The following is a 13,132-nucleotide window of genomic DNA, read 5'->3' as shown; positions in this document are numbered from 1 at the left end:
CTCTGTCAAGTGGAGGACGTATGAAGAGAATTGGTGCAATCACCCTCGCCCTCGTCGGCGCGTTGTCGCTCGGCTCCTCGCTGGCCCAGACGCGTCAAACGATCAAGATCGCGACGCTCAGCCCCCTGTCGGGCGGTCAATCGAACCTCGGCACGCAAATCCGCAACGGCGCGCAACTCGCCCTCAACGAGTACCGTCAGCGCTTCGCGAACCTCGGCTTCAACTTGCAACTCGTCGCGTACGACGACCAAGCCGAACCCGCCACGGGCACCGCGAGCGCTCGCCGCATCGCGGCCGATCGTGACATCCTCGCCGTCGTCGGCACCCTGAACTCGGGCGTCGCGATTCCCGCGTCGGAAGTCCTCGCGCCCGCCAACGTCGCCATGGTTTCGCCCGCCAACACGGCCAACGCCGTCACCGACCGCGCCCTGAAGAACATGAACCGCATCGTCGCGCGCGACGACGCACAAGGTCCGGCCGCCGGCCGTTACATCATCCAGACCCTCAAGGCCAAGACGGCGTACGTCCTCAACGACAAGACGGCGTACGGCGAAGGTCTGTCGGCCGAAGTCGAGAAGTACCTCAAGGCCAACGGCGTGCGTGTGCTCGGCTCGGAAGGCACGGAAGAAAAGAACAACTTCCAGCCTCTCATCATCAAGATCCGCGCGCTCAACCCCGACGTCATCTACTTCGGCTCGATCTACGACCAAGCGGGCGTGTTCATCAAGCAACTGCGTGACGCGGGCGTGAAGGCCAAGGTCATGGGCGGCGACGGATGGGACTCCACCGACTTGCAACGCATCGCCGGCAGCGCCGCCGCGGGCGCGCTCTTCACGACGGTGGCCGCGCCGCTTTCCGAGCTGCCGACCGCGCGTAGCTTCGCCGCGCTGTACAAGAAGACGTTCAACACCGACGCGCAAGGCTTCGGCGCGAACGGCTACGATTCTGCCAAGGTCGTTTTGCAAGGCGTCCTCAACGCCATTCGCAGCAACGGCAACAAGCTCCCGACGCGCGCTCAAGTGCAAACGGCGATTCGCGGCATCAACGCGACCGGCCTGCTCTCGGGCAGCCTGCGCTTCAACTCGGTCGGCGATCGTCAAAGCGCGACGATGTACATCGTCGAAGTGCGCCCCAACCTCTCGACGCGCGTCGCCGCCGAACTCACGGTCGAGCCTCCGCGTCGCTGATCGTCCCACCGGGTCGTAAACAGCTTGAACGTGTAGTCGAGGGCCGAGCCGCGCGCTCGGCCCTTTTCGAGTAAGACTCCGTTCGAACGTCCTCGTCGAGCGGAGTTCGTCGTAGGAACGGAAGGGAGATTCGTGGATATCGTCGGACCATTGCTCGTCCAAGTGCTCGTGACGGGCCTCACCCTGGGCTTCGTGTACGCGATCATCGCGCTCGGGTACACGATGGTGTACGGGGTGCTGCAACTCATCAACTTCGCGCACTCCGAGGTGTTCGTCACGGGCGCGGTCGTCGGCTTCGAAGCGTTTCGCATCCTCGCGCCCGTCGCGCTGAACGCCTACCTCAAGCTTTTGATCGCACTCTTCGCGGCGATGCTCGTCGCAGGCGTTCTCAACGTGGTGATCGAACGCCTCGCTTACCGTCCGCTGCGCGGCGCGCCTCGCCTCGTACCGCTCATCACGGCGATCGGCGTCTCGCTGATTTTGCAAGACCTTTTGAAGTTCCTGGAAGGCACGCAAGGCCGCTTCAACCTCGTGTACGAGTTGCCCACCGAGTTCAACTCCCAGTTGAGCCTGCCCGCGTTCGTGACGTCGCTCGGGGTGCGTCTCAGCGTCAAGGACATCTTGATCGTCGTCATCGCGCTCTTGATGCTGGCGTTCTTGAATTACCTCGTCAACCGCACCCGGGTCGGACGCGCCATTCGCGCGGTCGCACAAGATCGTACGACGGCCGGACTGATGGGCATCGACGCGAACCGAATGATCGCCTTGACCTTCCTCATCGGCGGAGCGCTCGGCGGGGTGGGCGGCGTGATGTTCGGGCTGCAGTTCGGAACGGTGAACGCCTACAGCGGCATCATTCCCGGCATCAAGGCCTTCACGGCGGCGGTGCTCGGCGGCATCGGCTCGATTCCAGGCGCGGTGCTCGGCGGACTCGTGCTCGGCCTTTTGGAGAACTTCCTCGGAATCATTTCGATCTTCGGCTCGCTGTTCCAACCGCTGTCGTTTCTGCAGGCGATCGGGGCGGAGTACAAGGACATCGGCGCCTTCCTCGCGCTCATCCTGATTCTCATGCTCAAGCCGCAAGGCCTGTTGGGCCGCGGCAACACGGAGAAAGTATGACGGCCGCTCTTCGACCCTCTCCTCGTTCGGACCGCACGTGGCTGCTCGTCGGCTACGCGGCCATCACCAGTTTCTTGATGCTCGTCTTCGAGAAGAACTTGCCTGCCGTGCTGCAGTCGGGCTTGCTGGTGCTGTTCCTCGCGAATTTGCTGTTCGCATTTCAATGGCGAGCCGCGCCGTGGGCGAGGCTCGTCGTGGCCCTCGGGAGCTTGATCGTCGTGCTGCCCCTCGTCGGGCGGCAGAACACCGGCATCTTCGACCTCGCGATTCAAATCAGTATCTTCGCGGCGCTCGCCCTCGGCCTCAACATCGTCGTCGGGCTCGCGGGTCTGCTCGACCTCGGCTACGTCGCCTTCTTCGCGGTGGGCGCCTACTTGTGGGGCATCTTCGCTTCGCCGCAAATCGGCCGTATCCTGGGAAATGCCGGGCTGTCGAGCGTCAACCCGAACCTCTTTTGGCTTTTCTTGATTCTCGCCATCGCGGCGGCCGCCATCGTCGGAATCGTGATCGGTCTGCCCGTGCTGAAGTTGCGAGGCGACTACCTCGCCATCGTGACGCTCGGCCTTGGTGAAGTCATTCGCGTCCTCGCCACGAACCTCACGAAGTACACGAACGGCTCGCAAGGCATCACCCCGATCGGCAGTGCGCCCGTGCCGATCTTGAATTCCATCGCGAATTCCCTCGGCTTCGCGCCCGAGCAGTTCAACCTCTTCTTCTTGTACTTTCTCGTGCTGTTGATCATTCTCCTCGTGATCATCGTGAACATGCGACTCGACCGGTCGCGCATCGGCCGCGCGTGGATCGCCATTCGCGAAGACGAGGTGGCCGCGCAAGCGATGGGCATTCCCCTCGTGCGCACGAAGCTGCTGGCGTTCGCGTCGGGCGCCTCGTTCGCCGGCATCATGGGCGTCGTGTTCGCCGCCAAGCAGCAGTTCATCTCGCCCGAGTCGTTCAACTTCTTCCAATCGATCGGCGTGCTGTCGATGGTGATTCTCGGCGGCATGGGCTCTATTCCCGGCGTGATCCTCGGGGCGACGGTCGTGACGCTGCTCAACCTCAATCTCCTGCCCGCTCTAAGCGAGCAGATTCAAGGGGCCTTTCCGGGCGGCCTCAACGCCACCCTCGATCCCGCGCAGTATCAGCGGCTCGTGTTCGGCATCATCTTGGTGCTTATGATGCTCTTCCGCCCCGAAGGTCTCTTGCCGAACGTGCGCCGTAAAATCGAAATGCATGAGGGCGACGGCGCGGTCGGAGCGGTGGACTCGCTCGGGGACAACGCCGAGCGGCACGCGAACGACGGCGCCCTCACGACGGGTCGAAACATCGGCACGGACTCGCGCTCGCCCGGCCTCGCTACGCGCGAAGAAAACGACCGCACGGGAGGAGAGAAGTAATGCTGTCGGTCAAGAACCTCACGAAGACGTTCGGCGGTCTGCTCGCCGTGAACGCCGTGGACCTCGAAGTGCCCGGTCGGCGCATCGCGTCCGTGATCGGCCCGAACGGCGCGGGCAAGACGACGTTCTTCAACATGGTGACGGGCATCTACAAGCCCGACAACGGGGTCGTCACCCTCGACGGACGTGACCTCGTGGGCCTCAGACCGGATCAAGTGACGGCGGCGGGCATCGCGCGCACGTTCCAGAACATTCGTCTGTTCGGAGCGATGACGGTCGAGGAGAATCTGCTCGTCGGCCGCCATCCTCGCATGAAGTCGTCGTTCGTGGACGCCTTGCTGCACAACCGCCGCTTTCACGAAGACGAACGCCAGGCGCGCGCGCGTGGCCGTGAGTTGCTGCAGTTCGTCGGACTCGATCGTTACCGCAACGAGTACGCCACCAACTTGCCGTACGGCGACCAGCGCCGCCTGGAAATCGCTCGGGCGCTCGCGACCGACCCCAAGCTGCTGCTGCTCGACGAGCCGGCCGCCGGAATGAATCCGCGTGAAACCGAAGATCTCAAGAGTCTCATTCGCCGAATTCGCGACGAGCTCGGCATCACGATCGTGTTGATCGAGCACGACATGCGCCTCGTCATGACCCTCAGCGAGCAGATCACCGTGCTCGACTACGGCACGAAGATCGCCGAAGGTCTGCCTCACCAGGTACGGAACGATCCGCGCGTCATGGAAGCGTACCTCGGGCGCGGCGCGGCGGCGGGAGAGTACGGAAAGGAAGCGCTGTGATGCTCGAAGTTCAGGGCGTCCATACGTACTACGGGCAGATCCACGCGCTCAAGGGCATCGATCTGACGGTAGGCGAAGGCGAAGTGGTCGCGCTCATCGGCGGCAACGGAGCGGGCAAGACGACGACGCTGCGCACGCTGTCGGGCATGCTGAGACCCAAGGTGGGCAACGTGACGTTGGCGGGCAAGAACATCGTCGGCATGCCGGCGCACGACATCACGGCGCTCGGGATGAGTCACGTGCCCGAAGGTCGGCGCATCTTCGGACAGCTCACGGTGCGCGAGAACCTCGACATCGGCGCGTACCGCGTGACGGATCGCAAGCTCACGGCGAGCCGCATGGAAGAGGTGTTCCAGCTTTTCCCGCGCCTCAAGGAACGCGAAAGCCAGCTCGGCGGGACGCTGTCGGGCGGCGAGCAGCAGATGCTCGCCATCGGGCGTGCCCTCATGGTCGATCCGAAGGTGCTTTTGCTCGACGAGCCGTCGATGGGATTGTCGCCGAAGTTCGTCGAAACCATCTTCGACATCGTGCAGCGACTCAACAAGGAGCGGGGCACGACGATTCTGCTCGTGGAGCAAAACGCGTCCATGGCCTTGTCGGTGGCTCAGCGAGCGTACGTCTTGCAAACGGGCGAGATTCGTTTGTCGGGCGACGCCGCCGACATCGCGCGTGACGAAAGTGTACGCAAGGCGTATCTCGGCGAAGAGTGAAACTTGACGCGGTCGTGCTCCGGGCGTAAGCTCGGGGCACGTTTCTTCTTGCAAGCGCCGCTACACCATGCCGGGTCTTTGTGCAAGACCTTGTATTTGGTGTGAACTTTGATACACTGCACGTTCAAGGAATATCGAAGCTTCACTCACCCGAACGCAACGTGCGAGTGACTTCACAGGAGGACGAATGAAGAAGGCATTCCTCACCGCGCTTCTCGCCACCGCCATGCTCGGCAGCGCTTCGGCTGCGACGCTCGTGTACGGGTCAGGCGGCGAACCGGTCAACCTCGAGGGCGGCAACGTCACGGACGGCAACTCGACCATCGTCCACCGACAAATCTACGACTACATCGTCGGCTTCAAGACCGGCAGCGCGAACCTCGCGCCCGGCCTCGCCACGTCGTGGAAGCCCAACGCGGACCTCACGCAGTGGACGTTCAATTTGCGCCGCAACGTGAAGTTCCACGACGGCACGACCGTCAACGCGGACGCGATCTTGTTCAACTTCAACCGCTGGTGGGATCCCAAGGATCAATACGGCTACCGTGACCAAGGCCGCACGTTCGAGTCGTTCGGCGAGCAGTTCGGCGGCTTCAAAGGCGACAAGAACAGCCTCGTGAAGAGCGCCGAGAAGGTCAACGACTACACCATCCGCTTCACCTTGACGCAGCCTGTGCCCGCCTTCCCGAATTTGCTGGCGCAAGGCTACTTCGGCATCGCCTCGCCCAAGGCGATTCGCGAGCAAGGCGCGAAGTACGGCACGCCCGCCGGCGTGGCGGTCGGCTCGGGCCCCTTCGCCTTCGAAAGCTGGCGCACCGGGGACCGCATCGTCCTCAGCGCCAACAAGAACTACTGGGGCGCCAAGCCGAAGGTCGACGAACTCGTCTTCCGCTTCATCAAGGACCCCAGCGCGCGCCTCAACGAACTCAAGGCGGGCACCATCGACTTCACCGTCGACCTCGCGCCCGACACTTACGCCTCGGTCAAGGCCGACAAGAACCTGCGCGCCGTCCTCAAGCCTTCGTTCAACGTCGGCTTCTTGAGCCTCAACACGCGTAACCAGTACCTCAAGAACGACAAGGTGCGCGAAGCGATCTCCATGGCGATCAACAAGAAGGCCATCGTGCAAGCCTTCTGGAACGGCCTGGGCACCTCGAACGCCTCGTTCCTCCCCGATACCCTCGGATGGGCGAACTCGAAGAGCGTCCCCGCCGACTACAAGTTCGACCCGGCAGGCGCCAAGAAGATGCTCGCCGACGCGGGCTACCCGAACGGCTTCACGCTCGACTTGTGGTACATGCCCGTGTCGCGCCCGTACTTCCCGACGCCCAAGCCCATCGCCGAAGCGATGGCCGCCGACCTGAGCGCCATCGGCATCAAGGTCAACCTCAAGACGAAGGACTGGGCGCAGTACCTCGCCGATCGTAACAAGGACCCCGGCTTCGACATGTACATGATCGGCTGGACCGGCGACTACGGCGATCCCGACAACTTCTACAGCGCGTACTACGGCTCGGCGAACGCCGCGGCCGACTCGGGCTTCAACCCGACCAACATCTCGCAACTCATGGACAAGGCGCGCTCGGCGACGAGTCAAGCCGACAAGGCCAAGCTCTACGCGCAAGTCCACGAGCTCACCTACGAAGCGAACGTGCGCCTGCCCATCGTGCACTCGCGTCCGCTGGCCGCCGCTCGCACCTACGTCAAGGGCTGGGTGCCGTCGCCGCTCGGCAGCGAACCGTTCAACACCATCAGCGTCGACGGCAAGCGCTGATCATTCCCGTCTCGTCCCTCCCCTCTTTTCGGGGAGGGACGTTTCCCTTAAGGAGACTCGCTTGACCTCGTTTCTGATCCGGCGCGTCCTCAGGACGCTGCTGGTCGTTCTCGGCATCACCCTCGTGGTGTTCGCGTTCGTGCGCGCCATTCCCGGCGACCCTGCCACGGTCATCCTCGGTGAGCGCGCCACCCCCGAGTCCGTCGCGCGTCTGCGCACCCAGCTTGGCCTCGACCAGCCGATCCCCGTGCAGTTCGGCAAGTTCGTCGCCGACATTGCCCGAGGTGATCTCGGCGCGGGCATCAAGAGCCAAGTTCCCGTCGTGGACGATCTGCGTACCCGCTTCCCCGCGACGTTCGAACTCACGATCGGCGCGATCCTCTTCGCGATTCTCGTCGGACTGCCCGCCGGCATCATCGCCGCCTTGAATCGCAACAAGTTCCTCGACAACGCCGCCATGACAATCAGTCTCGTCGGCGTGTCCATGCCCGTCTTTTGGCTGGGGATGTTGCTTGCGTACTTCTTCGCCGTGAAGTTGCAATGGCTGCCGCCGTCCGCCCGCCTTTCCACCGACTCGAACATCGAGCCGATCACGGGGCTGTTCGTCCTCGACGGCTTGCTGCGCGGTCAGTTCGCCGTGGCGTGGGAAGCGCTTCGCCACCTCATCTTGCCTTCGGTCGCGCTCGGGACGATTCCCATGGCGATCATCGCGCGCATCACACGCAGCGCCATGCTGGAAGTCCTGTCGCAAGATTACATCCGAACGGCCGCCGCGAAGGGCGTGTCGCGCACGCGCGTCGTCGTTCGGCACGCCTTGCGAAACGCCATGCTGCCCGTCGTGACCGTCATCGGGTTGCAAATCGGAGCGCTTCTCGGGGGCGCTGTCCTCACCGAGACGATCTTCTCGTGGCCCGGTCTCGGCAGTTGGCTGTATCAAGGCATCTTCGATCGTGACTACCCTGTCATTCAAGGAGGCGTGATCTTCGCGGCGCTCGTCGTGTCGGTGGTCAACCTCGCCGTGGACCTCAGCTACGCCTTCCTCGACCCTAGGATTCATTACTCATGACGAACGAAGTTCTTCCGACGTCGACGGCCGCGCCGTCCCAGAAGCGGCGCCAAGGCGTCTTCTGGCGCCGCATGCGCAAGAGCACGCCCGCGAAGGTCGGCGCGGTGATCGTGCTGCTGTTCGTCGTGCTCGCCGCGCTCGCCCCGGTCATTCGTCCCTACGATCCCCTCACGGACCGCAACTACCTCACGCGTCTCAAGCCTCCGAGCGCCGAGCACATCATGGGCACCGATCAGCTCGGGCGCGACGTCGCGACGCGCATTCTGCACGGCGCTCGCATTTCGCTTCAAGTCGGCATCGTGGCGACATTGCTCGCGATGATCGCGGGCGCCTTGCTCGGCGTCTTGTCCGGCTTTTTCGGAGGTTGGTTCGACAACGTCATCGGGTACATCTCGGACCTCATGCTGGGCTTTCCGGGAATCCTCCTGGCCATCATGATCACGGCGATCATTCCCAGCGATCCCAGCACGGGCGGCGCGTTCGGTCGCTTCATCGGATGGCTCGCCTCGCACAATGTCGACGTGCGCCTGTACGGCGCGATGCTCGCTGTGTCGATCGTTCAGATTCCCATCTACATCCGCCTCGCGCGCTCCGTCGTGCTGTCCATACGCGAGCGCGAGTTCGTGCAAGCGGCCGGCGCACTGGGCGCCACGAGTTCACGCGTGATGTTCCGGCACGTCCTGCCGAACTCCATGACGCCCCTGATCGTGCAGGGAAGCCTCAGCATCGCCACAGCGACCATCGAAGTCGCCGCGTTGGGCTTCCTCGGCCTCGGCGCGACGCCGCCCGCGCCCGAGTGGGGCACCATGATCGCCGACGCCTTTCAGCTTGGCGTGTACCTTTCCGCTCCATGGACGATGATCTTCCCGGGTCTCGCCATTTTGCTCACGGTGCTGGGCTTCAACTTGCTCGGTGACGGACTTCGCGACGTGCTCGATCCCAGAAGTACGCAGTAAGCGCGTAACGCCACGAAAAGACGGGCGGGTCGATGACCCGCCCGTCGCCGTTTCGCTCACTCGACTGAAATGATCTCTCGTTCCGGCGGACCGTTCTTGTGGGCGTCCAAGAGGGCTCCGAGCGCGCGACCGCGGTGCGAGAGGGGACGCTTTTCCTCCACGCTCATCTCACCGAAAGACCGGTCGTTTCCGGCGGGTACGAAGAGAGGGTCGTACCCGAAGCCTCCCTCACCGCGCGGACCTTCCAAAATGACACCCGGCGCTTCTCCTCGGTACGTTTCCAAGTGGCCGTCCGGGTACGCGAGGACGATGACGGACACGAACTTCGCCGAGCGGTCCTTGGCCTTCGCGTCTCGTAAGCGCTCCAGCAGGTACACGTTGCGCTCCACGTCCGTCTTGCGGCCTCCGAAGCGAGCGCTGTACACGCCCGGTTCGCCTCGTAACGCCGTCACTTCCAAGCCGGAATCATCGGCGATGGCGGGAAGACCGGTCTGCAGCGAAATGGCGCAGGCCTTGAGCGCGGCGTTCTCTTCGTACGTCGCTCCGTCCTCGGGAGGCATCGTCACACGCGGCAGTGGAACGAGGGTCCACCCGAGCGGCGCGAGCGCCTCGGTGAACTCACGGATTTTTCCTTCATTCGAAGTCGCCAAAACGACACGGTTCAACGTCACACCCCAGTCTATCGCGCTCGCCGCCGCAAAACGTCACATGACGCGAGGTCTGGCAGGCGGGTGTGTTGACACGCTCCATGCGCGTCCCTATACTCCTTGTGCTCCGGGTTGTTAGCTCAGCCGGTAGAGCAGCTGACTTTTAATCAGCGGGTCGTAGGTTCGAGCCCTACACAACCCACCAGCAGGAAACCCCGTCAGAGACGGGGTTTTTCTTTTTGAATCTCTGACGTTTCGACCGTCACAGTACCTCGATTGTCACCACCGTGTCACAACGGTATCAATTCTGCCCGCTCGCCCTCCGGAACAGATCCGACAGGTCAAGTGCCGCTTCGTCCCGCTGCTCGTCATAGAGGTGCATGTACGTGCGAGATGTGAACGCTTCGTCTTCATGCCCGAGAACGTCCGCGATTATCTTCAAGCTGGCACCCTTGCGGGCCATGAGCGAGGCGGCCGTATGGCGGAGGTCGTGAAGGCGAATCTTAGGCAGAAGATCGCCTTCCTTCGGCTCTTGCCCAGCATCACGAGCTTTATGTGCTTGCTCTCGCCGCACGCGCTCGAGGAGCATGTACCAGGCCCGCTCAAGGTTGCGCGGGTACGTCAACCTGCCGATTTCCGAGGCGAAGACGAGTCCTTGGTCGTGATACGCCTCCCCTGCCGCCGCTCGTTCGCGGGCTTGTCGCTCACGGTGCGCTTCGAGCACGCTCACCGTGCCGGGCGCTAGGTGGATCGTTCGCTTCGATGCGTACGTCTTGGGGTCTTGAATGACGAGTTGCGACTGGTTGTCGAGGTTCAGGCGGCTGGGACGGGATTTGGAGCGGTTGTCTTCGACCTTGCTTGGCTTTCACACCGGGGCGTTTTGCCTTCTGTTGGCGAACAACCTCTTTGTCTGAACTTCAAACCCCTCCTTGGCACCCTCTAAGGGCAATTCACGCTGTGGGAGAGGGGGTCGTCCCTTGCGCCGTAAAAACATTAGGTTCTTGTAGAGGCACGTCTCTTAGAACCTTCACGTGTCCTGCAACTAATGAGCGCTTCTTGAGCGCACACTAAAAACCTCGAAGAACAATCGAGAAGGGAGTTCGTATGAAGAGAAGCATTCTTGCTATCGCCTTCTTCGCCACCACTGCCTTTGCGGCTGGCCCAACGGTCATCCCGATCGATAGAATTCAAGAGGAAAACTTCACGGATCCTTGCACGGGAGAAACCGTCACTGGAACTACCTATGTGACCGGCGAGGAGCGACGGTTTGAGGATGCCAACGGCGGATTCCACATAGTCATCCAGGTCTTCTTCCGCGGTACATACACGGGTTCTTCAGGCACAACCTACACGGGAATGACCCGCTCTCGTCTGACCGTTAACGGGTATCCCGAGGGCAGGTTGGCTGTCGTTGACCTTGGCACCGGCCATCTCACAAGCAGTGACGGTACCAAGACGCTAGACAGGGGTCGCTTTGCATTGGTGATCGACTCGAACGGCAACGTGAGGGTGGAGCGCAGTAACGAAGGACCGATCTGCATCAGAAATTGAGAAGTGCAGGTAACCGAGCGCCGCATTAAGTTGACTCACGACGCATAGCACGCAATCTTTTCCTTATCAGCGCCCAAGAAGGGCGCTTTCTTCTTTGCGCGCCTCGGAAGACGGCCCTAGATCTAGGAAGGGCACGGAGGAAACTCCCTACCCTTCCGATTGCAGTGAACGACTTACTTTCGTGGCATTAGTGGTCCACGTGGAGCTGAGGATGGCACGCGCGTCCACGTCCCTTCCCAAAGATGCGTGCGTCCTTCGCAGCCACCGCTGATGGACTGCAATTTCAGTTGATCGCCCTGCTTGGACCACTTGAACGTTTGCTCCGGTCCGTCCAGGGAGCAGATGGTGCCGTAAATGTCGTGCGCACCATACGCGGCTACGCCCAACTCCGGTAAGCCCATCTGAACGGGCGCGAATACTTGGATGACGTCGCCCCGCACACTGATTTGTTCCACGACGCCACTGCTCACGGGAGCGATCGCCCACGCGCCGACATCGTCGAAGATGAGGTCCCACGGGCCGGAAAGCGATGGCTCACCAGCCACTTGGACCGTGCGTCGCCAGCGTCCAGCGAGCGCCGCGGGTGGTGCAGGCGTTTTACTGACAGTGGCGGTGACCGTGTTGGAGGCGGTTCTGCCATCGTCGGCTTTCACGGTGGCCGTGAAGGTGTGTCGGCCCGGGCTGAGGAAGGTGGTGATGAGGTACCCCTCGTCCGCGTACGAGTACGGAATGATCTTCTCGATCCAGCGGGCCACCCCGTCGATCAGGAAGGTGACGGACGCGACTTGGTTGGGGTAGAGGTTGGTGGTGACGGTCCACTTGGTGCGCAGAGGCAGCGTCGTTTGGCCTTCGAGTGATGACATGACCTTGATGCCGGGCGCCGTTTGGGCGAGCGTCGGCATGGAAACCGGTGCTCCGGTTCCCCCCGCAAGTACCGTGGAGGCACTCGCTGCAAGCGTGGCGGCGAGGAGGGTGGCGGGGACGTGATGACCCTTGGGAGCGCGTGAACGGCGTGCAGGAGCCTGGTTCATACGGACCTCCGCCGGGGCGGTCTCACTATTTGCTCGCTCCACACTAAGTGACCGTACGTGGGGTGGAGGTCGTTGCATCCCGGTTATTTGGTTTACCTTTTGAGCGTACTCTTAACTCTCACTCACCCAACCTGCCTGTTATAAAGGAGGCATTATCTATTACTCACGGACAGGGAAAGTTCGAAGAGCGTAGAAAACATCATGGAAAATCTGTACAGCAAGTACCGGAATGGCGGTGACCCACAAGGCATCCGACGCCATCAACAAATAAGTACTCAGAAAGGGTACTGTCTCTTTGCCCGTCTGCAACGGCTTGCAAACCGCAAAAAGCGCGCGGGGCTTCCCGCCCGGCGTTTTCCCCAGCGTTCAGGTACACCCGCTAGCGTTGCCCATGTGCTCGTTATCACTCCGCTAACCCGTCGATCCACGCCGCCCGGCTTCGACTTCCACATTCACGAAGACGGCACAGCGCCCGAGAGCTTCCTCGAGCCGCCCACGCACGCCTTCACCCTGACCTTCCAGCGATGCGCAGCCGACGAGGTGCGCGCCTTCCTCGTGACGCTCCTCGAAGACGGCCCGCCCCGCGTCAATCCGCTCGAGGCTGCTAAGTTTTGCTAGGGTTTCGAGCGCAACCGGACAACACCTGAGGCGCGTATGGCCTGCGATCCTGTTTCATCCTGTTCCGCCGCCGACACCTTCATTTCTTCAGCGCTGAAACTACCAGGGGCTGCCTGACGCACCTAAGATTCCCTAAGATCGGCCCATGTGGTGATCATATCCGGCGCTGCCCAGCGAAAACGACACCTCTAACAACTAAAGTGCGTTTGATAAGCCTCAGGACGTACTTTTGACCAGTCGGCGCACCATCAGTCGAATCATGACCTCGTACACGAGATTCTCCGCCGTCTC

The 13,132-nt window shown here is 62.2% G+C and carries 13 protein-coding genes, 1 tRNA gene and 1 pseudogene; 12 read left to right on the top strand and 3 right to left on the bottom strand.

Annotated features, from left to right (window positions below; genetic code table 11):
* Positions 1-20 precede the first annotated feature (20 nt).
* The 8 genes from DES52_RS19815 to DES52_RS19780 all read left to right on the top strand — a co-directional run bounded on the left by DES52_RS19815 (position 21) and on the right by DES52_RS19780 (position 8,994).
* Positions 21-1,187, top strand: a complete 1,167-nt coding sequence (locus DES52_RS19815) for a branched-chain amino acid ABC transporter substrate-binding protein (protein WP_110888568.1) — start codon at positions 21-23, stop codon at positions 1,185-1,187.
* A gap of 132 nt (positions 1,188-1,319) precedes the next feature.
* Positions 1,320-2,306, top strand: a complete 987-nt coding sequence (locus DES52_RS19810; RefSeq protein WP_110888567.1) for a branched-chain amino acid ABC transporter permease — start codon at positions 1,320-1,322, stop codon at positions 2,304-2,306.
* Positions 2,303-3,700: an ABC transporter permease subunit gene (locus DES52_RS19805; protein ID WP_110888566.1), complete on the top strand. Its 1,398-nt coding sequence runs from the start codon at positions 2,303-2,305 to the stop codon at positions 3,698-3,700. Before DES52_RS19810 ends, DES52_RS19805 begins: the two co-directional genes overlap by 4 nt.
* Positions 3,700-4,488: an ABC transporter ATP-binding protein gene (locus DES52_RS19800; RefSeq protein ID WP_110888565.1), complete on the top strand. Its 789-nt coding sequence runs from the start codon at positions 3,700-3,702 to the stop codon at positions 4,486-4,488. Before DES52_RS19805 ends, DES52_RS19800 begins: the two co-directional genes overlap by 1 nt.
* A complete protein-coding gene (locus DES52_RS19795; protein ID WP_110888564.1) occupies positions 4,488-5,198 on the top strand; it encodes an ABC transporter ATP-binding protein in 711 nt (236 codons plus the stop codon). The genes DES52_RS19800 and DES52_RS19795 overlap by 1 nt, the downstream gene beginning before the upstream one ends.
* A 187-nt stretch (positions 5,199-5,385) precedes the next feature.
* Positions 5,386-6,972 (top strand): ABC transporter substrate-binding protein, encoded by a 1,587-nt coding sequence (locus DES52_RS19790; protein ID WP_110888563.1) that lies wholly within the window; start codon positions 5,386-5,388, stop codon positions 6,970-6,972.
* Positions 6,973-7,033: 61 nt separating this feature from the next.
* The gene (locus DES52_RS19785) at positions 7,034-8,038 is read left to right on the top strand and encodes an ABC transporter permease (protein WP_110888562.1); all 1,005 of its coding nucleotides are present in this window, start codon (positions 7,034-7,036) and stop codon (positions 8,036-8,038) included.
* Entirely contained in the window at positions 8,035-8,994 is a 960-nt protein-coding gene (locus DES52_RS19780) for an ABC transporter permease (protein WP_170131183.1), read from the top strand. The genes DES52_RS19785 and DES52_RS19780 overlap by 4 nt, the downstream gene beginning before the upstream one ends.
* A 56-nt stretch (positions 8,995-9,050) precedes the next feature.
* Here DES52_RS19780 and rdgB read toward each other — a convergent pair whose 3' ends face one another.
* Positions 9,051-9,665: an RdgB/HAM1 family non-canonical purine NTP pyrophosphatase gene (gene rdgB, locus DES52_RS19775; RefSeq protein ID WP_110888561.1), complete on the bottom strand. Its 615-nt coding sequence runs from the start codon at positions 9,663-9,665 to the stop codon at positions 9,051-9,053.
* A gap of 105 nt (positions 9,666-9,770) precedes the next feature.
* Between rdgB and DES52_RS19770 the strand changes: the two genes are divergently transcribed.
* A tRNA-Lys gene (locus DES52_RS19770) sits at positions 9,771-9,846 on the top strand.
* Between the two features lie 96 nt (positions 9,847-9,942).
* On the opposite strand, the gene DES52_RS19765 is transcribed toward DES52_RS19770, so the two are convergent.
* On the bottom strand, positions 9,943-10,392 hold the full coding sequence (locus DES52_RS19765; protein ID WP_342767098.1) for a tyrosine-type recombinase/integrase: 450 nt from the start codon (positions 10,390-10,392) through the stop codon (positions 9,943-9,945).
* A gap of 49 nt (positions 10,393-10,441) precedes the next feature.
* Here DES52_RS19765 and DES52_RS19760 point away from each other — a divergent pair.
* Positions 10,442-10,555 (top strand): annotated as a pseudogene (locus tag DES52_RS19760) (IS5/IS1182 family transposase); the annotation flags it as partial.
* 190 nt (positions 10,556-10,745) lie between these two features.
* Positions 10,746-11,192, top strand: a complete 447-nt coding sequence (locus tag DES52_RS19755) for a hypothetical protein (protein WP_110888559.1) — start codon at positions 10,746-10,748, stop codon at positions 11,190-11,192.
* Positions 11,193-11,365: 173 nt separating this feature from the next.
* On the opposite strand, the gene DES52_RS19750 is transcribed toward DES52_RS19755, so the two are convergent.
* Entirely contained in the window at positions 11,366-12,094 is a 729-nt protein-coding gene (locus DES52_RS19750) for a hypothetical protein (RefSeq protein WP_110888558.1), read from the bottom strand.
* A gap of 330 nt (positions 12,095-12,424) precedes the next feature.
* Between DES52_RS19750 and DES52_RS22670 the strand changes: the two genes are divergently transcribed.
* Positions 12,425-12,841 (top strand): hypothetical protein, encoded by a 417-nt coding sequence (locus DES52_RS22670; protein ID WP_146237395.1) that lies wholly within the window; start codon positions 12,425-12,427, stop codon positions 12,839-12,841.
* The last annotated feature ends 291 nt before the right edge of the window (positions 12,842-13,132 follow it).

The sequence above is a fragment of the Deinococcus yavapaiensis KR-236 genome (assembly GCF_003217515.1).
Lineage (GTDB): Bacteria > Deinococcota > Deinococci > Deinococcales > Deinococcaceae > Deinococcus_A > Deinococcus_A yavapaiensis.
Note: the sequence above shows the minus strand (reverse complement) of the source record. Positions and strands in the feature narration are given on the sequence as shown.